Genomic DNA, 24,414 nt, shown 5'->3' on the forward strand with positions numbered 1-24,414 from the left:
TTGTAGATATTTATATTGGTTTATCTGTGTTTTTTGTTTAAAATTTGATTTTTTGGCAATAAATTTTGTAAAAATTGTGTTTTTGAGTGCTTACTTACTAAAAATGACTATTTAAAAATTTTATTATGTTAACATAAAAGATGTGTTTTGGTTATAATTGAATAGTTGTGTTTGTGTTGTGATATTTAGGATATGATAATTCCTGACAGTAAAAAAGGTTCAGATTTATAGTCTGAACCTTTTTGATCTAATTTAGAAATTCTAGTAATCTGTTTCTTGCAATCCCCATTCGATACCTTTATCAATAGCTTTAACACCATGTTTTATCCAATCGGCAGCAGGCTTACCTTTTAAGAAGTGATCGAAAAACTGTGCTTGGCGTTTTTGAATGTCTTTACGGTTTTGACGTTGCATCAAATTATGTTCATCTCCATTGTAATTTAACAACCACACTGGTTTTTGTAATCGACGTAACGCTGTAAACATTTCTATGCCTTGATACCACGGCACAGCACCATCATTATCGTTGTGCATAATAGCTACTGGAGTAGTCACTTTATCTAGGAAGAACAATGGTGAGTTTTCAATATACAAATCACGATTTTCCCAAAGTGTAGCACCTAGACGACTTTGCGTCTTTTCGTATTGAAATTGTCTGGACATACCTGTCTGCCAGCGTATACCGCCATAAGCAGATGTCATGTTTACAACAGGAGCACCAGACCATGCAGCAGCATACATATCGGTGCGCGTAATCAAGTGTGCGACTTGGTATCCACCCCAACTTTGTCCTTGTATCGCCATTTTTGACTCCTCCACCCATGGGTTTTGTGCTAAATATCTCATGCCTGAATTCACGTATTCTTCTGCCGCTTTTCCAGGATGACCTGTTTGATAACGAATATCTGGCGAGAAAACCAAATAGCCATTACTTACGAAGTAAGAAATCATTAATCGTGATGGCGTAGGAGCTGGCTCGTGGTAGCTGTATAATCCTTCAGTATGCGTCTCGTAGAAATACGATATAATTGGATATTTTTTATTCGGATCGAAATCTTCAGGTTTGTATAGAATTCCTTCGGCTGCATAACCGTTTGGCGTAGTCCATTGTACCAATTCAGCAGTTCCCCAATTATAGTTTTTCTGTTGAGGATTAATGTCTGTAAGCCTAGTAAGGTTTATAAAGTCTTTCGTTAGATATAAATCAGGATATTCAACATAATTCTCGCGTGAAAGTGCGTATACAGTATTATCTTCGTTAGAAATTAATCTTTTATAAACATTTTTAGATTGAATTATTTCTTTTAAACCATTTTTCTTACCTATATCTAATTTGAAAAAACCATTTTCTTTCGTTTTCTCGTTAAATGAAGTCAATAATAATGATTTCTTAGAATTAATTACGTTTGATGCTTCGCGTGGATTATTGCTTCTGAAAAGTTGCGCACGTAATACAATATTATTTTGACGTCCAAAGTTGTTTGTAATATTAACTTTGTTTTTTCCATCTAAACTAAAATACCATATATCATATCTGTCATTTACATATATACCTTTTCCGTCATCAGACCAACCTCCATAATTATATGAACTTGGTAAGGCTGGCACATCATTTAGCTCATCAGCAAAGGACACCGGAATTCCATCAGATAGTGTAGTTTCTTGTTGGGTTTTAATATCATATACCGACCATATTGATTTGTCCATATCATAAAATGCCACATGTGATGCATTGGGCGATAAATAAGCTTGACCTACATGGTTTGATTTGATTAATCGTCTTGTGCCATTATTCGTAGAAATAAGGTAGATGTCCTGAGGATTACCTAACGACCATTGGGTTGCGATTTTGTTTTCTTTAGACATTTGAGATGTTAATGCCCATTCTTCATTTCCACTGGTGGTAGTAAATAACCGGCTAAGGTTTTCGTCAATTAATGGTATTAACCTATTATTGTTGAAATGGTACACAGCTTCATAGCTTTTTGCACGTTCACGTCCTACATTCACGAGTTGTTGTGTCATTAATGATTCATCTTGCCAATGCCATATATCGACTTTCGCATGTTCGAAATCCACTAATGTCGTATCTTTTACTTTTGGAATTGGAGCTAACCCTAATAGCAATTTTTTACCATCAGCACTAAAATTCAAGTTTCCATCTCCTGAGATGTACCAATTTTTAGGAATACTAGGAGTTTGTTTGTCTAATAGAATACTAGCTGTGTCGATTTGCCAATTATAATGATAGACTTTAAAATCTTTTATTTGCGCTTTCTCGGAAGATTTATCCGCTAAAAAGACTAATCTTTGCGATAAATCATCAAAACTTATGTTTTTGTATGTTCCTTTACCATTACTTATCTTCTTTTCTGATTTCTTTGCTAAATCATAAATATATAAGCCTGCAACTCCCGTAGTATCTTTGTCTGCTCCTTTTTTATTGTAAACTAAATACTTTTCATTGTCATCAAAATAATAATTGTCAGCTTTCCAAATTTGAACAGTGTCTTTGCTTTGAAGATTGTAAATAATAAGAACCGTTTCTTTTTTTGCAGGAGTCTTTTTTGTAGCAACAGATTTTGTTGATGTACTGTCCAAATTAACAATCTTTTTCGCTGTATCTTGTTTGGTTAATACTTCTACTTCTTGTTGATATGCTATAAAAGAAGTTGCCAATCTAGGTGATTTCCAGTTTTTAATAGCGCCAAGATTTAAAGATTCTTTGGTCGTAATATTAAAAACAGAAAGAGAATCTTTTGGCATTTCATCAAGCTTCTTTTTCTTAATTTTAGCTTCGCGGGTTTCTTTGAAAAATGGTTTGATATTACTAATAAAAAATCTTTCATTTTCAGTAATTTTAGAGGAAGTTCCTCTTTCGAGCCTAAAAATGAGATTATTTTGCTGATCCTTTAATTCAGTTATTGCATCACCTTCTTGTGGTGAAACAGTGTAGTAAATAAATTTTCCTGATTTGGAAAAATTTTGTGTGGAAATGTTTTTCCACGAATCAAAAACTGTATGATCAATAGGTGGCTTTTGTTGGGCATATCCATGAAGAGATATAGTGATTAGAAGTGCCGTGTGCAGTGTTTTATTTTTCATTAGGGCAATCATTATTGTTTGTGGAATAAAAGTAGGAATTATAGAATTATCTTTTTGCAACAATTTTGGCACGTTAATTACTATTAGTACGTTATAAAGAAAACTAAATATATAATTATGAAATCTACAACCGTAATCGTAAGTATCATTGCTGCTATAGCAGTCATATCGGCGGCTTTTATTTTGGGTAATGCCTATAAATATAAATTCAAGGTAAATAATACTATCAATGTAACTGGTAATGCAAAGAAGGATTTTGAGTCTGATATTGTAAAGTGGTCAGCTTTATACAGCCGTAAATCAATGAATCTGAGTGAAGCCTCAGAGCAATTGCGTCAAGACCGTGATATGGTTAAAAATTTTCTGATTCAAAAAGGTATTAAAGAAAATGAAATTTTGTTTGATGCAGTAAATATTATACGTGATTTCAGTTACCATACGGATGAGCGTGGTAATAGTTATAATACGTTTACAGGCTATAGTTTGAATCAGACTGTAAGTGTAGAGTCTCGCGATCTCGACAAAGTAGATAATGCATCTCGGGAGATATCGGGATTAATTTCACAAGGGGTGGAGTTAGCATCTAATGCGCCAAATTATTATTATTCCAAACTAGAAGATTTGAAATTAGCACTTATTGCTGAAGCTTCACAAAATGCAAAATCTAGAGCAGAAAATATAGCAAAAGAGTCAGGCAGTAGTTTAGGGACATTATTGAAAGCTGATCTAGGCGTATTTCAAATAACCGGTCAAAATAATAATGAAGATTTTTCGTATGGTGGAGTTTTCAATACGACATCAAGGGCTAAAACAGCGAATATAACCGTAAAAGTGAGTTACGGTCAATAATGAATTAAATTGAATATTAAAAAATTGGTTTGATATTCAGTTTATTACTGTTTAAGTATGGTTTTTAGGTTCTAAATATTTGGATTATTGGTTTCAAGTTTAGATATTTGCACCACGTTCTTAAACAGTACGCCTCCTTAGCTCAGCTGGTAGAGCAACTGACTTGTAATCAGTAGGTCATTGGTTCGATTCCGATAGGAGGCTCAAATGTGAGAATTCACAGGTCTGGAGGGGTTCCAGAGCGGTCAAATGGGACGGACTGTAAATCCGTTGCTTCGGCTTCGAAGGTTCGAATCCTTCTCCCTCCACTCCAAAAAGCCTCTTTAGCTCAGCTGGTAGAGCAACTGACTTGTAATCAGTAGGTCATTGGTTCGATTCCGATAAGAGGCTCTAATCAAAAAACTCCACTTCAAAGAAGTGGAGTTTTTTTTGTTTACGATAATTGCCAGTCATTTATAATCCAATTTTTCATAAATTCTATCGACATTTATTTGAGATTTTTATTAAAGATATGCTTGATGTTATTCGAATAAAAAACAATCTTACATATATTTTGTATTTATTTCTAGATCAAGTGTTCAAAGGTTGGTAGATACGAATTGTGTTAAGTACAAAGGGAAACTTTTTTTAGAAATTCATAAAAAAAGCCTCTGAATTTTCAGAAGCTTTTTCTTAGTGGTGCCAGCTGGATTCGAACCAGCGACACAAGGATTTTCAGTCCTTTGCTCTACCAACTGAGCTATGGCACCTTTCAAGTTTTTGATTATAAACTGTTACTTTCAGTTTTTTTGGTGGTGCCAGCTGGATTCGAACCAGCGACACAAGGATTTTCAGTCCTTTGCTCTACCAACTGAGCTATGGCACCTTAAGTTTTTGATTAGAAACTGTTACTTTCAGTTTTTTTGGTGGTGCCAGCTGGATTCGAACCAGCGACACAAGGATTTTCAGTCCTTTGCTCTACCAACTGAGCTATGGCACCTTTTTCAGCAACAATTTATCTTTTGTTGCGTTGCAAATGTAGCTTCTTTTTTTGAAATCTAAAACATTCCAAGCATTTATTTTTACTTAATTTTCCAATTACTTGATTTTGATTAAGATAAAATTACATGAAATAAACACGGTTATACATGTTTTTAGGGTATCTTTGCACTTTAATAATTTGATATGAGTAAAAAGGGTAGAGTATTGGTCGCGATGAGTGGTGGGGTAGACAGTTCAGTTGCGGCTGTGATGTTGCATGAGCAGGGGTATGAAGTGATTGGTATTACGATGAAAACTTGGGATTATGCAAGTTCAGGAGGTTCATCGAAAGAAACTGGCTGTTGTAGTTTGGATAGTATCAATGATGCGCGTTCGTTGGCTGTGAGCTATGGTTTCCCTCATTATATTCTAGATATACGTAATGAATTTGGTGATTATGTAATTGACAATTTTGTCGATGAGTATATTGCTGGTCGTACGCCAAATCCTTGTGTATTGTGCAATACGCACATCAAATGGGAAGCTTTAATTAAGCGTGCTGATAAGTTGGATTGTGAGTTTATCGCAACAGGTCATTATGCTAATATACGTCAGCATGATAATGGTCGTTATGTGATTTCAAAAGGTTTGGATGAACATAAAGACCAATCTTATGTGCTTTGGGGCGTCTCACAAGAGAATTTGGCAAGAACGCAATTTCCTTTGGGGTCATATCATAAGTCAGAAATTAAGCAAATGGCTTTGGATATGGGGCAACATGAATTAGCAAATAAATCTGAAAGTTACGAAATCTGTTTCGTGCCAAATAATGATTACCGTGATTTCTTGCGTACCAAAAGACCAACATTAGACCAAGAGATTGGTCCGGGTAATTTTATCTTGTCTGACGGTACTGTGGTAGGGCAACATATTGGTTATCCTTATTTTACCATAGGACAACGTAAAGGTTTGGGAATTGCATTAGGGAAACCGATGTTTGTAATTGAAATCTTACCAGAAAGCAATTCAGTAGTTTTGGGTGAAGAGCATGAATTGGAAAAAACACAAGCTTTCGTACGCAATATAAATTTAGTGAAGTACGCTTCAATCGACGAACCGATGGAAGCTGTTACGAAAATCCGTTATAAAGACGCTGGAGCACAATCTATATTGACGCAGCAAGGAGATATCATGCAAGTGGATTTTCCACATGCGGTAAAAGGTATTGCTCCTGGTCAATCAGCTGTGTTTTACGAAGGAAACGACCTTTTGGGTGGTGGATTTTTGATGAAATAAGTAGTTAAAAACTAATATTTACGATAGTTTCACTTTATTGTTAAAAAAGAAAGCAAGCTTTTAAAGCTTGCTTTCTTTTTTAACCTTGCGCTTAGGTGCAGGTTTATTCTGTTGTTTGAAATCGTATTGACGTTCCAAATATTTAATGATTTCTGCGGCAATATCTTTGTTTGTCGCTTTCTCAATTCCTTCTAATCCCGGAGAGGAGTTAACTTCCAAAATCAGCGGTCCACGAGCTGATTGTAGCATGTCAACACCAGCTACTGTCAAGCCCATAGCTTTGGCAGCAGCTACAGCACTTTCGCGCTCTTTGCGTGTTAATTTGATGATTTCTGCAGTCCCACCACGATGTAAGTTTGAGCGAAATTCTCCTTCTTTAGCAGTACGCTTCATCGCACCAACTACTTTTCCATCTACGACAAACGCACGAATATCAGATCCTTTTGATTCTTTGATGTATTCTTGTATCAAGATATTATTTCCCAATCCATAGAAAGCCTCGATCACGGATGAAGCTGCTTTTTTGGTCTCAGCTAATACCACACCAATACCTTGTGTTCCCTCTAATAATTTAATGACAAGCGGAGCACCGCCAACCATATTGATTAAATCGTCAACATCTGATGCTGTGCGCGCAAATCCTGTCGTCGGTAATCCTAATCCTGCTCCTGATAGAATCTGCATACAACGAAGCTTGTCTCGAGAACGAGTAATGGCTTGGCTTGGGTTAGCACTGATGACATCCATCACCTCAAATTGTCGAACAATAGCCGAACCATAAAACGTCACCGATGATCCTATTCTAGGGATTATGGCGTCAATATCATTTATATCTTGTCCTTTATAATGAATGCTCGGTTTGCCCTGTTGGATGCCTACGTAGCATTTGCTATGGTCCATGACGATACATTCGTGCCCACGTGCTGTTGCTGCTTCTACCAGACGATAAGTCGAATAGATGTTTTTGTTTGTCGATAAGACTGCTATTTTCACAAAATGATTGTTAAAGGTTTTTTATAAAACAAGAAAGTAAATATTTGGTTTTGCTTTATTTAAAGAGAATTGGCTGCTAAATTTTTTTTCGAAACATCAACCAGAAATTTTTTGTTGATGAAATTTCTACCTAATAACATAGGATACGTCATAGATGATCGATCACGAAGTGATAATTTAATATCATACAACTGATCAAACATTCTGATTTTAGTCACAAAGATGTGTCTCGTTTCGGTTTGTCCAAAGGAACTTTTTACCACTCTCTCACGATGTATCGGGAAAGTAATGGTGAGGATTTCGTCTTCTTCAAGATGTGGACGAATATGGCAGGTAATGAAACGCTGGTCATTCTTTTCCGTTATTTCAAAATCCTCACAATGTAAGACTGAAGTGTCTGCCCCTGTGTCGATTTTAGCTTCAATATTGTACATCCCGAGTTCAGGAAGATCAATAATTTCTATTCGACCAATGATGAGCTTATCCTTCACAAGTATTATTCGTATATAAATGTACCATAAGGTGACTTAACTGTCACTTGCTTTTTGTCGCTTGCTTCTACACGACCAACAATTTGTGCAGGAATACCGAATGATTCTGAAATCGCAATAATATCTTGCGCTATTTCCTCCGAAACATATAATTCCATACGATGTCCCATATTGAACACTTTGTACATTTCTTGCCAATCTGTATTCGATTCTTTTTGAATTAATTCAAAAAGTGGGGGAATAGGAAACAAGTTGTCTTTGATAACATGAACCTTATCTACAAAGTGAAGCACTTTTGTTTGCGCGCCACCTGAACAGTGAACCATACCATCAATTTGTGAGCGGTATTTGTCCAAAATTTGTTTAATTACAGGTGCGTAAGTACGTGTAGGTGATAATACCAATTTACCCGCAGTAACTTCTTCGCCAGTTTCTGTTGTAATTTTATCTGTCAACGCTTTGCCACCAGCAAATACTAAGTCGTAAGGAACTGCTGGGTCAAAACTTTCAGGATATTTCTCGGCTATATATTTACTGAATACATCGTGACGAGCCGAAGTCAAACCATTCGAACCCATACCGCCGTTGTATTCTTTCTCGTAAGTAGCTTTTCCGTAAGAAGCCAAGCCAACGATTACATTTCCAGGTTTGATGTTGTGGTTAGAGATTACGTCTTCACGCTTCATACGACACGTTACTGTACTATCCACAATAATTGTACGTACCAAATCACCCACATCAGCCGTTTCACCACCAGTCGAGTAGATCCCAACGCCCATTTCGCGCAATTCGGCTAGAATTTCTTCCGTTCCGTTGATGATTTCAGCTATAACTTCACCCGGAATATTGTTTTTATTACGTCCGATAGTAGACGACAAAATAATATTGTCAATAGCACCCACACACAATAAATCATCTAAATTCATGATGATGGCGTCTTGCGCTATACCTTTCCATACAGAGATATCACCCGTTTCTTTCCAATATACATATGCTAAGGACGATTTAGTACCTGCACCATCTGCATGCATGATATTGCACCATTGCTCATCACCGCCTAGTATATCAGGGATGATTTTGCAAAAAGCCTGTGGGTATAAACCTTTGTCGATATTTTTGATAGCATTGTGTACATCCTCTTTCCCAGCGGACACACCTCTTTGGTTGTATTTTAAGTCTGACATCTTGCCACAAAGATAATCAAAGGACTTTAGTATAACTAAATTTTTTACAAACACTCAATGGTAGTTTTCCACGCCTAAAATTTGATAATTCCCCAATGATGCAAGAGTTTATCTAAAGAGAATTGTGCGTTGGCAGGACTCGTACTTGGTAAAGTGGTATATTTGATGTTTTGTTGTTTATCGAAATACTTGTCATATAGCTTTTGAGCTTTTTGACCGTTAAAAATTACTTTGGTAATAGATGGGCTTGCAACTAAAAGTTGGTTTATGGAATTCGGAATAACTTCTGTTATGGCGGTGTCCATACTTCCCGGGCGAATCGCGGATGCACACACGTCCCAAAGTGCAATTTGTTGTTGGTGTAGTAAGTTTATTCTTTCTGCATAATCTGTTGTAAACTCCTTGCTAAAAAGTGCAAATAGAACTTTCCAAAATCTATTTTGTGGATGCGCATAATATTGGTCTTTTGCAATTGATAAATCTCCGGGTAAAGAGCCTAAAATTAGGATTCTAGGTTTTGAAGGAATGATAGGAGCAAAGGACTCTTTGAGCATTTTATATGTATATTATTACAACAACCCCTGCTTTTCTTCCATTTCAAATACAGAATCAATTTGCCATTTCAAAGGGTCTTTAGAAGCAGCTACGGCTAATTTATCGCAACGTTCGTTCAAAGGATGACCAGCATGTCCCTTTACCCAAACTAATTTTACATCGTGCAATTTATAAGATTGCATAAGGCGAAGCCATAGGTCTTTGTTTTTCTTGCCCGCGAAACCCTTTTGCATCCATCCATATACCCATTTTTTGTCGATAGCATCGATAAAATATTTAGAATCGGAGTAGATAGTGACTTTTTGCTTAATATTCTTCAGTGCTTCCAAACCGACGATAACCGCCATCAGTTCCATACGATTGTTCGTTGTTTTACGATATCCACCCGAAAATTCTTTTTCAATTAGTTTACCCTGAAAATCTGGATTTGAACCTGTGTAGATTGTGCGTAATATAGTTCCATATCCGCCAGGACCAGGGTTTCCTCTTGAAGCACCGTCTGTATATAATTCAATCATTATCTACAAAAATACAATTTTAATAATGGAATGGAGTTTAAGAATATAAGTCTTGATTATTTTTAATACGGTATTCCGAATTTCCTTTTAAGCGGTCTAAAAATCATCGACGTAAATACCACAATCAATAATCCGATTATACATCCCACAGCCACAGAGCCGAATCTGTAAATAGGTGCTTCTACTAAGGAAGCTTCATGAGGTTGTACCATAATTATAAGTAAAGCAACTAAGGCTACACGAGCCATATTCATTACATTGAATAATCGACAAACCACTATCGTGATGAAAATGCCTAATAGAATAGAATATACTGATGGTGTCAAAAATATAAGCAATACCATAGCTACAGCTGAGCCTATAAAATTTGACTTAAATCGCTCAATAGAAAGTCGCCTAGTGTCTTTTTCTTCAGGTGAAATAACTAGAATTATAGATAGTAAAGTCCAGAAAAGTTCAAAATCTGGGTATGCTATATACAATTGGTACCCAATCATAAAGCCTATACAACATCTGATAATGTAAATAAGCAATGGTGAGGAAACAATTCTTTTTAGCAGTTTGTCAAACATTCAAGTTTAGGATTTGTGACGCAAAATTACGTATTGTATTATGTTTTATACAATCTAATTTGAGTTTTCGTTTTTTGATGTCAGTTAACGATAATTTTGATTAGATTTGAGTCAATTGTTACATCTTAATTATGATCCGATATTCTTTTATATTCCTTTTGGGAATTATCATTTTCTCTTCTTGTAATTTATTTAAATCACAGCGTAGTGAAGTGAAAAAACTCACTACCTTAACCTACAACATCCATCATGGCGTGCCTGAAAATTCGACAGTAGTTAATCTAAATAATATAGCCGAAGTAATTAGGAAGAGTGGGGCAGAACTAGTAGCTCTACAAGAAGTTGACGTTAATGTACCAAGGTCAGGAAAGGTTAATCAAGCAGCAGAACTCGCTAAGTTGTTGAATATGCATTATTATTTTTCCAAATCTATTGACTTTAATGGAGGTGAGTATGGGGTAGCTATTTTGAGTAAATATCCATTGTCTAATATGCGAAATGAATTGCTACCAATGCCTATTTCTGGTGAACAACGTAGTGTTGCGATTGCCACTGTAAATTTGCCGGATAATGTTTTACTTGAATTTGCTTCGACGCATTTGGATTTAAATGTACCTAACAGAACTGCACAAGTAGAAAGATTGAATGAGATAAGTAAAAAAGATGGTAAACCCTTTTTTGTTGCAGGCGATTACAATGCGACGCCTACATCTTCTGAAATGGTAAAACTAAAAGAGGAATTTACACTTTCATGCTTAGGCGATTGTCCTTTAACCTTTCCAGTTAAAAATCCAAATAGAGCAATTGATTATATTGCGTATAATCGTGTGGCAGCCAAACAGTTTTCGCTAGTTTCTGCATATGCAATGGAAGGGGAGTTTGCTTCCGATCATTTGCCTCTAGTGGCGATCTTTAATTATAAATAGACATAAAAAGAAAATCCCTTAAAATTTAATTTTAAGGGATTTTCATAGTTTTATTCTTTACTCGTAATCGTAACTTTTCCTTCTTTACCAGGTGATCCCGAATAGATTTGACCCTGTGGTACACCACGTAGTCCTGGGGCTGAAGAACGTATTTGATCATATATATTTCTTAAATCAGAAGTTGGGGTAACTCTCAATCCACCTGGCGTTACATCTGTGTGCAAATATTTTTTTGCTTTTTTATCCTCCTTTTGGGGTGTTATACCACTTGGATCGTAAACAAGATTAATATTACCTGCATCGCCATTGGGATAAGTACGTGTTCCATTCATCGCATCTTGTCCCCTTGCAACGATGTACAAAGACCCTAGTTTTTGAAAATTGATATCAATATCAAAATTAGAAGCATTGTTTTTACCAGCCATTCCACTTATAAATACTCTTTCACCAATCTCCGCGTAACCGACCACAATTTTTACCTCTTTTTTGCCGTAAAATTGTAATGATGAACGGTCTTTCATTATTAAGGTATCAATGTATAAAACAGCACTTGAATCTTTAGTGCGTTCTGCAAAGACTTTCTTTTCTTTCTTATTTAAGACCAATTTACTAATCTTAATTTCTTCTGTCTGTGCTTGAATATTTCCAACGAAAATTAATAGCGACAATACAGCTGTTATAATTTTTGAGAAATTCATAAAACTCATTTTTAATTTAAATACTCTATGATGAGTTTGGCTGTACGAGCAGAGGCTCCCGGATTGCCTAGCTTCTCCGCCAACACATCGTAATTTTCTAAAATACTAGCACGATGCTCGGATTCCATTAAGATTTTTCCAATCTCATCTTTGATGTCCGAAGTCGTGCAATCCTCTTGTATCAACTCAATAACAGACAAGTAATTGTTGATAAGGTTTACTAAAGAAATGAATTTAACTTTTATTAACTTACGTGCTATCCACACCGAAATAGGGTTGGCTTTGTAGACTACAACCTGTGGTACACGCAATATTCCTGTTTCCAAAGTCGCAGTTCCGCTTGTTACAACGGCTGCCTCAGCATTTTTCAATAAGTCGTAAGTTTGGTCAAAAACTATAGGAATTTCCAAATCTCCGATGTATTGCTGATAATAGGATTTCTCAAAGTTTGGAGCACCTGCAATGACCAATTGATGTTTTGGAAATGAGAATGAAAGCTCAACCATCTCTGGCAGTATCTCATCAATTTCCATTTTGCGACTACCTGGTAACAGTGCGATAATGGGTGCGTCTGACAGATTATTGTCTTTTCGGAAATTAGGATTGAATTCATAAGCAGATATAGCATCGAGTAGGGGATTCCCAACGTAATCTACTTTCATCCCAAATCGTTTATAAAAATCAACTTCAAAAGGTAGGATGCAGAACATATGGTCGACCACTTTTTTGATTTTGTGCACACGTCCTTGATTCCATGCCCATATTTTTGGTGAAATATAATAGCATACCTTGATACCTTGCTTCTTCGCGAATGAAGCAATCTTCATATTAAATCCAGGAAAATCAATTAGTATGACAGTATCAGGCCTGTACTTCAGAATATCTGATTTTACGTCTTTGAGATTTCTCGAAATGGTCTTCAGATTTTTTAATACCTCAACAAAGCCCATAAAAGCCATTTGTGAAGTATGGATTAATGGAACTTGACTTGCTGCTTCTTGCATTTGATTGCCACCAACAATTTTGAAATCAGCTTGTGAATCTTCTGTTTTTAAAGCTTTAATCAAATTTGCGCCATGTAAATCCCCCGATGTTTCTCCAGCTATAATGTAATATTTCATGTAATTTTCCTTTTGAATCCTTAAAGATAAGTATTCTTTTAGGATGGATGCAGATTTGAGCTGGATTCCATAAGTCCTACTAAGAAAAATTACATTAAATCAAAAAAGGTCATTATTTCGTTAATAATGACCTTTTATAATGTGTTTAATCTCTATTAAATACCTAATTCGATTTGGAACATGCCACCCCAACTATTTTTATTGTTACTGTTGTTATACATGCCGTCTTTTACGGTATAGGTACCGTTCAATTGAAATTTCAAACGGTGGGCTTTTAAGTATTTTGTTAAACCTAATTCCAAAACTTCCGTTTGACGTTCGAAATCAGCAATTTGTTGATGCGGTTTCAGATACGTATAACGAGCTGCTACTTCATATCCTTTGTTCAATAGATAAGAAGTTTGCTGATTCACACCCCATCCTTTGTAAGCATAAGTTTCTTCCGTCGGGTCTTCTTCTAATACATTAAGTGGATTATCGACATCACGACGCATATATTCGACTTGATACGCGAAGCCTTGATATTTAAAAATTGCATCCGCAAAACCTGTCTTTAGGGTAAATGGATTGGCTACATATTTACCTAGCTGTCCACCCTCACGAATAGTACGGTCATTATAACTATAACCACCGCCGATAGACAATTTAGGTGTTTCCTCTCTTTCTAAGTCACCTTCTGAATAGTCACCACCATTTTCAAATTCTCCTAATGGCAAAAATTCTAAACGTCCAGTATATGCCAAACCATCATCTGTCGAAAGAGCTGGACGACCTTCACCAGTTGAGATAGCTGCTTTTGCATTGAAAGGCATATTGCCAATCTTATTACTCAAGTGAAAAGTGACACCAAAGTCACGGTCTATCGCAAAATTGCCATTTACCAACGAACGATCTGTAAATTGTAATTGTCCTGAAGAATTGACGCGTTGGCGGTTTCCAGGAAGTTTATTTTGACCAAAAGAAATATAGAAATCATCCGAAAAATTGTAGAATAAAACCGCATCACGTACAATATTAGCGATACCTGTATCATCAACATCTTGGTCTCCACGTGTGAAGGCTAATTGAACCGAATAGGAAATCTTTGGAGTGTAAATATAACCATCCATACGCATCCGCAAACGGCGAATACGAGCATCAAACTTACCATTATCCTCACCATCTAGTACATTGCTGAATCCTACACGATTTTGCATACGAAACCGGAAGTTGGTATAGAATAATGAATCAGGAGAGGTATATTGTATGCCTTTGAAATTTAAAATGGTCGCACGGTCATCTCTTTCTTGAGCAATAGCATTATTCATATGGCTAAGAGTAAAAATTGCTGCGGCAGCACCTAAAAAAAATACTTTTCTTAAAGTTGTCATTCCTAAAGTTAAGTTTATATAATTTGTTTTATGTTAACTAATAACCTTTTAATTAGTTTGCTAACATTAAATTAACACAAATATATACTTACATTCTGGAAAAAGATGGGAAATGCCACAATCTAACAGTTATATAACTTCAACTTAACATTAAGTTAACAATAAGCTGGTTTTAGTTTAGTCAGAAGATGATTTATTACAAAATTACTAGTTAAGCTCTTGCTCGGCTTCTCTGGCATCTATTTGATGTTGTTTGTAATTTTCAATTGCATTTTTACTCGCTTTTTGAGAAACGTATAATGCAACAATTGCAATTACAGTAACTACACTTATACCCCAAGCATATTTACGTTTATCTTGTTTCACTAACCAATACATCACATATATATAAGGGATAGCAAAAATAATATAGAAGATAATACTTGGACCTACCATGATTGTTTGTTTTAATGTTCTGCAAAATTAAGGTATTTACCATCATAAACAAAATGACTTATCCATCAGTTTGTTGTTAACAATATCACCCAAATCAGCAAAACGTAGTTTATTTATATAAATAATTTTAAACATTTCAATGTTTTTAGTGTCTTATTGATAGTTTAATGATAGAGGGTGTTTTGATATATATTATTTTGAAAAAAAAGTCTAATTCTATTACATAAACAAAAAAATAAATTAATACTTTTGCGGAGTCAGATTTAAGAAAGAAAACATATTACTCGATGTATTGTAATAAAGTAAATATTAGTATCAACAGACAAGTTTTCAATAAGCTTGTGCAGATGAGCTATGCTTTATGCAATAGATTGAATTGTCCAATTCTGCGATTTCGACGACCTATTCTGCCTCGAGCTTGATTTCGGAGGCAGAGCACTTTAGCTTCAATAGAATTCGTGTAGCTCTACGAATTTGACAATCCTTAGTTATTTATTTTGCACGAAAGTGCGTTAATTATTAGGTCGACATCTTAAGATGACAATTTCAGATTTTTTAATTATTCCTGCGACAGCTGATCATGTAATCTACGCTGATGCTATTTGTAACGAAATGTTTGAGTCTGCAAAAGCTCGTGGAACGGGTATTGCAAGACGTAAGCCAGAGTATGTAGCCAAAAAGATGGAGGAGGGGAAGGCGGTTATAGCGTTACATAAGGATGGACGTTGGGCAGGCTTTTGCTATATCGAAACATGGTCTCACGGGGATTATGTGGCTAACTCTGGTCTTATTGTGAGCCCGGAATTCCGTAAGGTAGGTTTGGCGAAAGCAATTAAAAAACGCGTATTCGAACTTTCACACGAGAAATATCCTAAAGCGAAGATTTTTGGCTTGACCACTGGTTTGGCTGTGATGAAAATTAATTCGGAATTAGGATATGAGCCTGTGACGTATTCGGAGTTGACTCAGGACGAGGAGTTTTGGGCGGGTTGTAAAAGCTGTATCAACTACGATATTCTGGTAAGTAAAGACCGCAAAAACTGTATGTGTACAGCGATGCTTTGGGACCCAGAGGAGAAAGCGAAAGAGTTGCAAGAGCGATTGAAACGTAGAGCAGAAGCGAAAGAACGTTTGGAAAGAATTTCGAAAAAACAATCTCTTTTGAAGCGTATAGAGGCAAAACTGTGGCGTTCAACAAAGAAATTTGTTGCTACGGTTTTTCCGACGCGTGCTGAAACAGCATAAAAAGATTAATTAGTACATTTGTAATACATTAGAAATAAGGACACTTCCTATAAATATTTATATAAAGAATGAAAAAAGTAGTTTTAGCATTTAGTGGTGGTTTAGATACATCGTTTTGTTGTATTTATTTGACTAAAGATTTGGGCTTGGAAGTACACTCTGTAGTCGTAAATACAGGTGGATTTTCTGTTGAGGAATTAAAAAATATCGAAGCTCGTGCATATGAGTTGGGCGTGAAATCACATACCACAATCGACGACACTGAAAACTACTACCGCGAAACTATTAAATATTTGATTTTTGGTAATGTGTTGAAGAATGCAACTTACCCATTATCAGTTTCCGCAGAACGTGTGTGTCAAGCAACAGCTATCGCGAATTATGCAAAGAAAATCGGCGCAGAATCCGTAGCGCATGGCTCTACAGGTGCGGGTAATGACCAAGTTCGTTTTGATATGATCTTCAATACCTTGATTCCAGGTGTTGAAATCATTACGCCAATTCGTGATTTGAAATTATCTCGTGAGGCTGAAATTGAATATTTAGGTAAGCATGGTTTCCCATATAGCGCTGAAAAAGCTAAATACTCAATTAACAAAGGGCTTTGGGGTACTTCAGTTGGTGGTGCAGAGACTTTGACTTCAAACCAATACTTACCAGAATCAGCTTGGCCAACAGCTACTACTTCTACAGAACCACAAACGGTTACAATAGATTTTGAAAAAGGTGAGCCTGTAGCATTGAATGGTGAGAAAATCGGTGCAGTAAAAGTTATCCAACAATTACAAGATTTAGCACAGCCTTACGGCATTGGTCGTGATATTCACGTAGGTGACACCATTATCGGTATCAAAGGTCGTGTAGGTTTTGAAGCTGCTGGTCCGATTATTTTGGTAAAAGCACACCATACGTTAGAGAAACATACGTTAACAAAATGGCAATTGGCGTGGAAAGATCAAATCGCTGCATTCTATGGAAACTGGATGCACGAAGGTCAGATGCACGATCCTGTAATGCGTGACATCGAAGCATTTTTATCTTCAGCACAAGAGACTGTTACAGGTCGCGTGATTGTGGAATTGCACCCATACCGTTTCGTAATTGTAGGTATTGAGTCAGCGCACGATTTGATGAATAATAAATTTGGTAGCTATGGTGAGATGAACGAAGGTTACACTGGAGATGATGTAAAAGGATTCTCAAAGATCTTCGGAAACCAAACTATCATTTGGCATAAAGTAAATAGCAAAGGCTAATGATTGTCCTTGGTACATTAGATAATTTACATGATTTAGTGGGCCTATTCGATCAATATAGAATCTTTTATAAGAAAGATTCTGATCTTGAAGGAGCTGCAAATTTTTTATCTGATCGTATCCTGAACAAAGAGTCTGTTATTTATATCTATTATGATAATAATATTGCGGTAGGGTTTACACAACTTTACCCTAAATATTCTTCAGCACGAATGGTACGAAACTGGATTTTGAATGATCTATTCGTCCTGAAAGAATATAGAAAAACTGGGATAGCCACTCAGTTGATCAATAAAGCTATTGAATTTGCAAAATCCAATGATGCAAATTTTGTACAGTTAGAAACCCAAGTTGATAATCTTGTAGCGCAAGAGCTCTATCAACATCTAGGCTTTGAATTGCAGGGACCTGATGCAGAATTCCTGCTTTATAAAAAGTTTATATAAACCTTAACTTTCAATATGAGCAAAATAAGAGTAGGAATAATCGGTTCGGCAGGATATACAGGTGGTGAATTATTACGTATTTTGATATTTCATCCCGAAGTAGAAATTGTGTTTGCAAACTCTGCTTCCAATGCTGGCAATAAATTATACGCTGTACACAACGATTTATTCGGTGATACAGAATTAGAATTTTCTTCGGATTTCCATTCTGATATTGATGTGTTGTTTTTGTGTGTCGGTCATGGAGATGCCCGCAAGTTTTTGGATGCTAATTCTATTGACAGTTCTGTTAAGATTATTGACTTGTCACAAGATTATAGATTACGCGCAAATACTACTTATCAAGGTCAAAATTTTGTCTATGGTTTACCAGAATTGAATCGTGAAGCGATTAAATCAGCTCAGTATATTGCTAATCCAGGCTGTTTTGCGACGAATATCCAACTGGCTCTATTGCCTTTGGCTTCAAAAGGTCTTTTGCCTGCGCAGATTCATATTAATGCAACTACAGGTTCAACCGGAGCTGGTCAAAAACCAACAGCGACTTCGCATTTTTCTTGGCGTAATAATAACTTGTCTGCTTACAAGTCTTTCGAGCACCAACATTTGCAAGAGATTTCTGAATCTTTGGACCAATTGCAAGCAGGATTTTTGCCTACTTCGGAGAAGTCCTTGTTAGAAAGAGCTGCGGAGAAAATCAATTTTGTACCACAACGTGGTGATTTCACACGCGGTATTTTCTCTTCTATTTATGTGGATTCGGATTTGACAGAAGAAGAAGCTTTTGAATTGTATAATTCGTATTATGCTTCACATCCATTTACCTCAATTTCAAAAGCAAATATTGATTTGAAACAAGTCGTGAATACCAATAAATCAATTATTCATTTAGAAAAACATGGGAATAAATTGTTGATTCTAAATGCCACAGATAATTTATTAAAAGGCGCTTCAGGTCAAGCAGTTCAGAATATGAATTTGATGTTTGGCTTAGATGAACGAACAGGTCTAAATTTAAAATCTGTAGGATTTTAATCCATAAAAGATTTATATTTTTGTAAAGCCATCGTATCCCGATGGCTTTATTTATTTCTATGGCTTTCGACAGTATTAATTTTTCTAAAATAAATTTCAAGAACGAAATATTGGCGGGATTAACGGTTTCAATGACGATGATTCCTGAATCCTTATCTTTTGCAATCGTAGCTGGTTTGACACCATTGATGGGTTTGTATGCCGCTTTTTTGATGGGGATTGTGACAGCAATATTGGGTGGAAGACCTAGGTTAGTTTCTGGCGGAGCTGGTGCTACGATAGTTGTCTTAATGGCATTAATTGTTTCACATGGTGTGGAATATCTGTTAGCAACTGTAATATTGGCTGGAATAATTCAGATACTCGTGGGAGTATTTAAGTTGGGGAAATTTGTACGTCTCATACCTCAACCTGTGATGTACGGATTTCTGAATGGATTAGCTATTATTATATTCATGGCTCAAGTGGAGCAATTTAAGGTCGTAGAGAATGGTATTTCAACTTGGATGTCAGGAGCTAGTTTATATGTAATGGGAGGATTGACTTTATTAACGATTTTTATAGTCTTAGGTTTTCCTAAATTAACGAAAGCAATTCCTGCCTCGTTGGTTGCTATTATAATAACTACTTCCTTGGTTTTCTTTTTAGATATTGATACCAAGAAAGTTTTAGATATTGCCTCAGTAAGTGGCTCTTTACCAAGTTTTCATATTCCATTTGTTCCTTTTGATTTGGAAACATTGAAAGTTATATTTCCCTATGCATTGATAATGGCTGGTGTAGGACTTGTGGAATCATTATTGACACTGACGATGGTCGATGAAATAACGAATACGAAAGGTAACTCAAACAGAGAATCAATAGCGCAAGGAACTGCTAATATCGTAAATGGATTTTTTGGTGGAATGGGAGGCTGTGCAATGGTGGCACAGACACTCGTAAATTTGGATGCAGGAGCTCGTACACGAATAGCTGCTGTTGTAGGAGCATTGGGAATCTTGGCTGTAATACTTATCGGAGGACCTGTTATTGAGCAGATTCCGATGGCAGCATTAGTAGGGGTGATGATGATGGTATCAATTGGAACTTTCCAATGGGTGTCGTTGAAAGTATATAATAAGATGCCTAAATCTGATGTTTTCGTAGGAATTATAGTAGCCGCTATCACCGTAATTTTACATAATTTGGCCTTTGCGGTTTTGGTAGGTGTTATTATTTCTGCTTTGGTGTTTGCTTGGGATAATGCAAAACGCATTCGTGCACGTAAAAGTGAAGACGAATTTGGAAATAAGATATATGAGATTTATGGACCTTTATTTTTCGGATCAGTAACTCATTTTTTGGAAAAATTCGATATGCAGGAAGATCCAGATACTGTTATTGTTGATTTTAAAGAATCAAGGGTAGTCGATATGTCAGCAATTGAAGCATTAAATAAGTTGACAGAGAAGTATGCCAAATTAAACAAAAAAGTAGTACTAAGGCATCTTAGCAAAGACAGTATTCGTCTTTTGGAGAATGCTCATGGTATCATAGAAGTAAATATTGAAGAAGATCCTACTTACAAGGTGATGCCTTAACTATACACTTTAGGTTTTTCTAATAAATCAGTTACATATCCCAAAATTTCTATCTCGCTGTCTCCATCCTCTAGCATAGAAAATGTAAGATAGGCAGCGTAAATTTCTGCACTGAACACAATATGCTTGTCGCTTATGATTTCATCCACGACATGTTCGTACACATGTATACCTATATGCGTGAGCTCATTGTGAAGGTTCGTAGAAATGGTATTGTGAGATTCTCCGGAAGCAAATCCTACAATAATATGTAATATTAAAGTGTCGTAAATTTTAGTGTCCGAAAAATGGGGTAGATATTCATCATAATTAAAACGCTTCTTTGCACTATTGACAATTTTGTCCCAAATCAAAAATTCTGTTTTTGTTTGCATAGTAGTAACGTGTTTATAAGTGGTTATAGTAAATATACACAAAGATTTTTAATTTTTTAAAAACATTTTTCTAGAATGTGCTTGCAAGTCAATTCATTGCAGCTAAAATTTGAGTGTTCATATTGATTTTCTTACATTCGAATAGAGGAATGAAATTATGGAAATAAACTTATCAGGGAAACGTGCTTTGGTCGGAGGAAGTACTTCAGGAATAGGAAAAGCTATTGCCCAACAATTAGCTAAATGTGGTGCTCAAGTTACATTAGTAGCAAGAAATGAAGATAAATTAAAGGAGACATTGGCATCTATGGATGTTTCTCAAGGTCAGCTGCATCAATATCTTATTGTTGATTATTTAGATTTTGATGATTATAAATCAAAAATTGAAAAGTATCTCGAAAACACTGAGGTTGATATTTTAGTCAATAATACGCAAGGTCCTAATCCAGGAACAATTGCCCAAAAATCTATGAATGACTATCAACAAGCTTTTGATTTATTATTTCAAAATGCTGTATATACAACTAATCTAGTAATTCCAAAAATGCAGGCTAATGGTTTTGGGCGAATTATAAACGTGTCATCAATGACCGTAAAAGAACCTCAAGACAATTTGGTGCTATCCAATACAATGCGAACAGCATTGGTCTCCTGGTCTAAATCATTATCAAATTTAGTTGCGAAAGACAGTATTACTGTGAATTCGGTGATGACAGGTTATTTTGATACGGAAAGATTGTTGTCGCTTATGGAAAATCAAGCTAAGAATGAAGGTGTCAGTTTTGAAGAAATTAAAGCTAAGCGTATAGCTTCTATACCTTCGGGAAGATTAGGAGAACCGAAAGAATATGGTTATCTAGTAGCTTTTTTAGCTTCCGAATATGCTGCTTATTTAACTGGAGCTTCTATACCTCTTGACGGTGGAATTGCTAAAAGTTTGTTTTAGATTATTGTAACTATGCTTATATTGGGGATATTAATCTTCTTAAAATCTAACCAAAATTAAGACCTTTACCATTATGAAAAACTACATGAATAAGATTCGAATTTTATTAACGTTCTGTTATGTGATTGGTGGCTTTTATGCCTTTTCACAAAAAAAAGAAGCATCATTTATCGCTGCGACATATAATATTCGCTATGATGCGCCTGCAGACAAGGCGACTGGGAATTCTTGGGATACACGTAAGGAGGCATTGACTTCCCTAATAAAGACTCATGGCTTCGATATTTTTGGTACACAAGAAGGCATGTTTAAACAAATGATTGATCTAAAGAATTTCCTGACTGAATTTGATTATTTGAGTTATCCTTACGGAGGCAGAAATGATAATCATCAAGGTGGTATTGTATATAAAAGATCTATATTTCAACCTTTAGATGCAGGAGTTTTTTGGTTAAGTGAAACACCAAATGTACCAAGTATTGGGTGGGATGCCTCAGACCGTAGGATTTGTCATTGGGCAAAGTTTAGGCATACACCTTCAGGTAAAATTTTCTTCTTCTTTAATGCACACTTTTATTGGCGCAATGAAACGGCGAGAAATAATAGCGGAGAGTTAGTAAAACAAAAAGTACAAGAAATAGCAGGTGATTATCCTGTTATCTGTGTTGGTGATTTTAACTCTACAGAACATACAACACAAATATCGGCGATTAAAACACTATTGAATGATTCATATGATATTTCTACAAATGGGCGTAAAGGTGTTGTAAATACAAATCTTGGTGGAGGAAATTTTCAAACTCCAGCAGTAAATAGAATTGATTTTATCTTTTTGTCTAAAGGTATACAAGTTAAGGATTATACAGTGTATTCAGATCAATACGCTGATGGAAGATATCCTTCAGATCATTTGCCTGTATCATGTTTTGTGAGTTTTTAGAATTGTTATTTCTGAAATAAATAAGGCTCGCATTTGCGAGCCTTATTTATTTAGTTTCTATAGCCTGGATTTTGCTGTTGATCAATTACAGGATTTGCATTAATCTCTGCAAGAGGTATAGGAAGTATAGTTTTAAAGTGTGACCTATCGATAGTAGCACCGCGGTGAGTTGTTATAATACCACCTAGCGCATCATCGAAAGAAACAGTTTTGTTGAGACGCATCATGTCAAAAAATCTATGACCTTCTCCCACTAGTTCCTTAGATCTTTCATTGCTAATCATGTCTAGTGTTACCGTAGCGTCTGTGGCTGCAGGAAGGTTTGGTGACCTTTTACGGATCAGGTTTAGATAATTTGCAGCTTTCGCTTTATCAGGAGTCGAAAGTCTTAAAGCAGCTTCTGCAGCGATTAGATATACCTCAGATAGACGTATTACTTTAATGTTTACAGCGGTTGCATTACCTTTGCCATCACCAGCAAGCGTGGTACTTCCTGAATATTTGTATAAAGCGCCAAGTCTTCCAAGTTCATCATTAATCATGATGCCTTTACGCACATCATCAGCATCTTCATTTAATAAATTGATGAAATTTGTACTAGCCGTAAAATAGCCAAGTGCAGAAGTGGTGCCATGAGATTTATTTCTGTAATAAATACCTAAAGAAGTCGTACCTAAATCACCTTCACTTGGTAACATCGCTAGTTCAAAAATCGATTCAGTTCCGTATTGTGCTCCCCATGAGCTAATCCAGTTTGCATTTGAATACAATGTGTATGCATTCGAAGAAATAATAGATTCAGCGGCTGATAGCGCATTTGAAAAGTTTTCTTGATAAAGATATACTCTTGCTTGTAATGCTTTATTACCGTAGTGATTAATGAAGCCATTTGTTTTAGTTTTCGGTAACAAATCTTCAGAAGCTTTCAGATCGGCTAAAATTTGTGTGTAAACCTCCTCAACTGTATTACGACCTAATTGTTCATCAGCGCCCAATAAAGTTGTCGTTATTGGTACACCCAAAGAAGCTTTATTTTCATTGTAAGGCTTTCCATATAACCTGACTAAATCAAAATAAATTAACGCTCTTAATGTTAAAGCTTGACCAATATAAGTGTCAAAATTTTCGTTCGAGCCATTTTCTTTTAATACATCGATCTGATTCAATAGATTGTTAATCTGTGCTAATGTATGGTATCCTTGAGTCCAAATGCCCGAATAATTGTTAGAAGATTCGCTGTGATTAAAAGTGTATAAATAGTCATATCCTCGACCTTGTGATACAATAGTGAAGTCTCCACCTTTCGTATCAGCATACAGAGGGAAATTACGTCCATAGTAATTTGAATTGGACAATTTACTCATGATACCTCTCATCATGATTTGTGCGTCAGCAGCTGTCTTTATGGATACAGATGCATCCGCCGATTCCGTTGGTTTGACGTCTAGAAAATCACTACACGAGCTGAAAGTCAGGGTAGCAAAAAGACAAGACGCTATAAATATATTTTTCATATAAA

The 24,414-nt window shown here is 35.8% G+C and carries 23 protein-coding genes and 6 tRNA genes; 13 read left to right on the forward strand and 16 right to left on the reverse strand.

Annotated features, from left to right (window positions below; all coding sequences use genetic code 11):
• Positions 1-261: 261 nt before the first annotated feature.
• Positions 262-3,105 (reverse strand): S9 family peptidase, encoded by a 2,844-nt coding sequence (locus GOQ17_RS04115; RefSeq protein WP_159635197.1) that lies wholly within the window; start codon positions 3,103-3,105, stop codon positions 262-264.
• A 117-nt stretch (positions 3,106-3,222) separates the two neighbouring features.
• On the opposite strand from GOQ17_RS04115, the gene GOQ17_RS04120 reads away from it, so the two are divergent.
• From GOQ17_RS04120 to GOQ17_RS04135, 4 genes are all read left to right on the forward strand, one after another.
• A complete protein-coding gene (locus tag GOQ17_RS04120; protein WP_159635201.1) occupies positions 3,223-3,954 on the forward strand; it encodes an SIMPL domain-containing protein in 732 nt (243 codons plus the stop codon).
• 131 nt (positions 3,955-4,085) lie between these two features.
• Positions 4,086-4,158 (forward strand) — tRNA-Thr (locus GOQ17_RS04125).
• Between the two features lie 23 nt (positions 4,159-4,181).
• A tRNA-Tyr gene (locus GOQ17_RS04130) sits at positions 4,182-4,262 on the forward strand.
• A gap of 9 nt (positions 4,263-4,271) precedes the next feature.
• A tRNA-Thr gene (locus tag GOQ17_RS04135) sits at positions 4,272-4,344 on the forward strand.
• Positions 4,345-4,630: 286 nt separating this feature from the next.
• Here GOQ17_RS04135 and GOQ17_RS04140 read toward each other — a convergent pair.
• From GOQ17_RS04140 to GOQ17_RS04150, 3 genes are all read right to left on the reverse strand, one after another.
• A tRNA-Phe gene (locus tag GOQ17_RS04140) sits at positions 4,631-4,703 on the reverse strand.
• 40 nt (positions 4,704-4,743) lie between these two features.
• Positions 4,744-4,819 (reverse strand) — tRNA-Phe (locus tag GOQ17_RS04145).
• A 38-nt stretch (positions 4,820-4,857) separates the two neighbouring features.
• Positions 4,858-4,933: transfer RNA gene (locus GOQ17_RS04150), tRNA-Phe, on the reverse strand.
• 185 nt (positions 4,934-5,118) lie between these two features.
• Between GOQ17_RS04150 and mnmA the strand changes: the two genes are divergently transcribed.
• Positions 5,119-6,210 (forward strand): tRNA 2-thiouridine(34) synthase MnmA, encoded by a 1,092-nt coding sequence (gene mnmA / locus GOQ17_RS04155; protein ID WP_159635204.1) that lies wholly within the window; start codon positions 5,119-5,121, stop codon positions 6,208-6,210.
• A gap of 60 nt (positions 6,211-6,270) precedes the next feature.
• On the opposite strand, the gene rimK is transcribed toward mnmA, so the two are convergent.
• The 6 genes from rimK to GOQ17_RS04185 form a co-directional block, all read right to left on the reverse strand.
• On the reverse strand, positions 6,271-7,203 hold the full coding sequence (rimK, locus tag GOQ17_RS04160; protein WP_159635208.1) for a 30S ribosomal protein S6--L-glutamate ligase: 933 nt from the start codon (positions 7,201-7,203) through the stop codon (positions 6,271-6,273).
• A 59-nt stretch (positions 7,204-7,262) separates the two neighbouring features.
• A complete protein-coding gene (locus tag GOQ17_RS04165) occupies positions 7,263-7,694 on the reverse strand; it encodes an ATP-dependent zinc protease family protein (RefSeq protein ID WP_236537049.1) in 432 nt (143 codons plus the stop codon).
• Positions 7,695-7,699: 5 nt separating this feature from the next.
• Positions 7,700-8,878, reverse strand: a complete 1,179-nt coding sequence (locus tag GOQ17_RS04170; protein ID WP_159635211.1) for an AIR synthase related protein — start codon at positions 8,876-8,878, stop codon at positions 7,700-7,702.
• A 74-nt stretch (positions 8,879-8,952) separates the two neighbouring features.
• A complete protein-coding gene (locus tag GOQ17_RS04175) occupies positions 8,953-9,432 on the reverse strand; it encodes a DNA-deoxyinosine glycosylase (RefSeq protein WP_159635214.1) in 480 nt (159 codons plus the stop codon).
• A 15-nt stretch (positions 9,433-9,447) separates the two neighbouring features.
• On the reverse strand, positions 9,448-9,951 hold the full coding sequence (locus tag GOQ17_RS04180; RefSeq protein WP_159635216.1) for a ribonuclease H family protein: 504 nt from the start codon (positions 9,949-9,951) through the stop codon (positions 9,448-9,450).
• A 62-nt stretch (positions 9,952-10,013) separates the two neighbouring features.
• Entirely contained in the window at positions 10,014-10,448 is a 435-nt protein-coding gene (locus GOQ17_RS04185; RefSeq protein WP_201288522.1) for an FUSC family protein, read from the reverse strand.
• 287 nt (positions 10,449-10,735) lie between these two features.
• Between GOQ17_RS04185 and GOQ17_RS04190 the strand changes: the two genes are divergently transcribed.
• Positions 10,736-11,449, forward strand: coding sequence for an endonuclease/exonuclease/phosphatase family protein (locus GOQ17_RS04190; protein ID WP_236537050.1), 714 nt, complete (start codon positions 10,736-10,738; stop codon positions 11,447-11,449).
• A gap of 50 nt (positions 11,450-11,499) precedes the next feature.
• Here the strand turns inward: GOQ17_RS04190 and GOQ17_RS04195 are convergent, their stop codons facing one another.
• The 4 genes from GOQ17_RS04195 to GOQ17_RS04210 all read right to left on the reverse strand — a co-directional run bounded on the left by GOQ17_RS04195 (position 11,500) and on the right by GOQ17_RS04210 (position 15,073).
• Positions 11,500-12,147 (reverse strand): hypothetical protein, encoded by a 648-nt coding sequence (locus GOQ17_RS04195; RefSeq protein WP_159635225.1) that lies wholly within the window; start codon positions 12,145-12,147, stop codon positions 11,500-11,502.
• A gap of 11 nt (positions 12,148-12,158) precedes the next feature.
• Complete coding sequence (lpxB, locus tag GOQ17_RS04200) at positions 12,159-13,268, reverse strand: lipid-A-disaccharide synthase (RefSeq protein ID WP_159635228.1); 1,110 nt, start codon at positions 13,266-13,268, stop codon at positions 12,159-12,161.
• A 155-nt stretch (positions 13,269-13,423) separates the two neighbouring features.
• Positions 13,424-14,638 carry a porin gene (locus tag GOQ17_RS04205; protein ID WP_159635231.1) on the reverse strand — a complete coding sequence of 405 codons (1,215 nt, stop codon included), beginning with the start codon at positions 14,636-14,638 and terminating at the stop codon, positions 13,424-13,426.
• A gap of 207 nt (positions 14,639-14,845) precedes the next feature.
• Complete coding sequence (locus tag GOQ17_RS04210) at positions 14,846-15,073, reverse strand: hypothetical protein (protein WP_159635234.1); 228 nt, start codon at positions 15,071-15,073, stop codon at positions 14,846-14,848.
• 537 nt (positions 15,074-15,610) lie between these two features.
• Here GOQ17_RS04210 and GOQ17_RS04215 point away from each other — a divergent pair.
• From GOQ17_RS04215 to GOQ17_RS04235, 5 genes are all read left to right on the forward strand, one after another.
• The gene (locus GOQ17_RS04215) at positions 15,611-16,318 is read left to right on the forward strand and encodes a GNAT family N-acetyltransferase (RefSeq protein ID WP_159635237.1); all 708 of its coding nucleotides are present in this window, start codon (positions 15,611-15,613) and stop codon (positions 16,316-16,318) included.
• 68 nt (positions 16,319-16,386) lie between these two features.
• The gene (gene argG, locus GOQ17_RS04220) at positions 16,387-17,574 is read left to right on the forward strand and encodes an argininosuccinate synthase (RefSeq protein WP_159635240.1); all 1,188 of its coding nucleotides are present in this window, start codon (positions 16,387-16,389) and stop codon (positions 17,572-17,574) included.
• A complete protein-coding gene (locus tag GOQ17_RS04225) occupies positions 17,574-18,020 on the forward strand; it encodes a GNAT family N-acetyltransferase (protein WP_159635243.1) in 447 nt (148 codons plus the stop codon). The genes argG and GOQ17_RS04225 overlap by 1 nt, the downstream gene beginning before the upstream one ends.
• A gap of 15 nt (positions 18,021-18,035) precedes the next feature.
• Positions 18,036-19,055, forward strand: coding sequence for an N-acetyl-gamma-glutamyl-phosphate reductase (argC, locus tag GOQ17_RS04230; RefSeq protein ID WP_159635246.1), 1,020 nt, complete (start codon positions 18,036-18,038; stop codon positions 19,053-19,055).
• Between the two features lie 41 nt (positions 19,056-19,096).
• Positions 19,097-20,635, forward strand: a complete 1,539-nt coding sequence (locus tag GOQ17_RS04235; protein WP_201288524.1) for a SulP family inorganic anion transporter — start codon at positions 19,097-19,099, stop codon at positions 20,633-20,635.
• On the opposite strand, the gene GOQ17_RS04240 is transcribed toward GOQ17_RS04235, so the two are convergent.
• Positions 20,632-21,009, reverse strand: a complete 378-nt coding sequence (locus GOQ17_RS04240; protein ID WP_159635249.1) for a hypothetical protein — start codon at positions 21,007-21,009, stop codon at positions 20,632-20,634. The genes GOQ17_RS04235 and GOQ17_RS04240 overlap by 4 nt on opposite strands.
• Before the next feature lie 157 nt (positions 21,010-21,166).
• Here GOQ17_RS04240 and GOQ17_RS04245 point away from each other — a divergent pair, with 157 nt between their 5' ends.
• Positions 21,167-21,955, forward strand: coding sequence for an SDR family oxidoreductase (locus GOQ17_RS04245; protein ID WP_159635252.1), 789 nt, complete (start codon positions 21,167-21,169; stop codon positions 21,953-21,955).
• 85 nt (positions 21,956-22,040) lie between these two features.
• Positions 22,041-22,895 carry an endonuclease/exonuclease/phosphatase family protein gene (locus GOQ17_RS04250; protein WP_159635255.1) on the forward strand — a complete coding sequence of 285 codons (855 nt, stop codon included), beginning with the start codon at positions 22,041-22,043 and terminating at the stop codon, positions 22,893-22,895.
• A gap of 50 nt (positions 22,896-22,945) precedes the next feature.
• Here GOQ17_RS04250 and GOQ17_RS04255 read toward each other — a convergent pair whose 3' ends face one another.
• Positions 22,946-24,409, reverse strand: a complete 1,464-nt coding sequence (locus GOQ17_RS04255) for a RagB/SusD family nutrient uptake outer membrane protein (protein ID WP_159635258.1) — start codon at positions 24,407-24,409, stop codon at positions 22,946-22,948.
• Positions 24,410-24,414: the final 5 nt, after the last annotated feature.

It is taken from the genome of Sphingobacterium composti (genome assembly GCF_009829075.1).
GTDB classification, from domain to species: Bacteria; Bacteroidota; Bacteroidia; order Sphingobacteriales; family Sphingobacteriaceae; genus Sphingobacterium; species Sphingobacterium composti.

Coding starts and splice junctions, on each gene's coding strand:
- GOQ17_RS04115 (WP_159635197.1), bottom strand. CDS start 3,105: ATGAAAAATAAAACACTGCACACGGCACTTCTAATCACTATATCTCTT.
- GOQ17_RS04120 (WP_159635201.1), top strand. CDS start 3,223: ATGAAATCTACAACCGTAATCGTAAGTATCATTGCTGCTATAGCAGTC.
- mnmA (WP_159635204.1), top strand. CDS start 5,119: ATGAGTAAAAAGGGTAGAGTATTGGTCGCGATGAGTGGTGGGGTAGAC.
- GOQ17_RS04170 (WP_159635211.1), bottom strand. CDS start 8,878: ATGTCAGACTTAAAATACAACCAAAGAGGTGTGTCCGCTGGGAAAGAG.
- GOQ17_RS04175 (WP_159635214.1), bottom strand. CDS start 9,432: ATGCTCAAAGAGTCCTTTGCTCCTATCATTCCTTCAAAACCTAGAATC.
- GOQ17_RS04180 (WP_159635216.1), bottom strand. CDS start 9,951: ATGATTGAATTATATACAGACGGTGCTTCAAGAGGAAACCCTGGTCCT.
- GOQ17_RS04185 (WP_201288522.1), bottom strand. CDS start 10,448: ATGATTGGGTACCAATTGTATATAGCATACCCAGATTTTGAACTTTTC.
- GOQ17_RS04195 (WP_159635225.1), bottom strand. CDS start 12,147: ATGAATTTCTCAAAAATTATAACAGCTGTATTGTCGCTATTAATTTTC.
- lpxB (WP_159635228.1), bottom strand. CDS start 13,268: ATGAAATATTACATTATAGCTGGAGAAACATCGGGGGATTTACATGGC.
- GOQ17_RS04205 (WP_159635231.1), bottom strand. CDS start 14,638: ATGACAACTTTAAGAAAAGTATTTTTTTTAGGTGCTGCCGCAGCAATT.
- GOQ17_RS04210 (WP_159635234.1), bottom strand. CDS start 15,073: ATGGTAGGTCCAAGTATTATCTTCTATATTATTTTTGCTATCCCTTAT.
- GOQ17_RS04215 (WP_159635237.1), top strand. CDS start 15,611: ATGACAATTTCAGATTTTTTAATTATTCCTGCGACAGCTGATCATGTA.
- argG (WP_159635240.1), top strand. CDS start 16,387: ATGAAAAAAGTAGTTTTAGCATTTAGTGGTGGTTTAGATACATCGTTT.
- GOQ17_RS04225 (WP_159635243.1), top strand. CDS start 17,574: ATGATTGTCCTTGGTACATTAGATAATTTACATGATTTAGTGGGCCTA.
- argC (WP_159635246.1), top strand. CDS start 18,036: ATGAGCAAAATAAGAGTAGGAATAATCGGTTCGGCAGGATATACAGGT.
- GOQ17_RS04235 (WP_201288524.1), top strand. CDS start 19,097: ATGGCTTTATTTATTTCTATGGCTTTCGACAGTATTAATTTTTCTAAA.
- GOQ17_RS04240 (WP_159635249.1), bottom strand. CDS start 21,009: ATGCAAACAAAAACAGAATTTTTGATTTGGGACAAAATTGTCAATAGT.
- GOQ17_RS04245 (WP_159635252.1), top strand. CDS start 21,167: ATGGAAATAAACTTATCAGGGAAACGTGCTTTGGTCGGAGGAAGTACT.
- GOQ17_RS04250 (WP_159635255.1), top strand. CDS start 22,041: ATGAATAAGATTCGAATTTTATTAACGTTCTGTTATGTGATTGGTGGC.
- GOQ17_RS04255 (WP_159635258.1), bottom strand. CDS start 24,409: ATGAAAAATATATTTATAGCGTCTTGTCTTTTTGCTACCCTGACTTTC.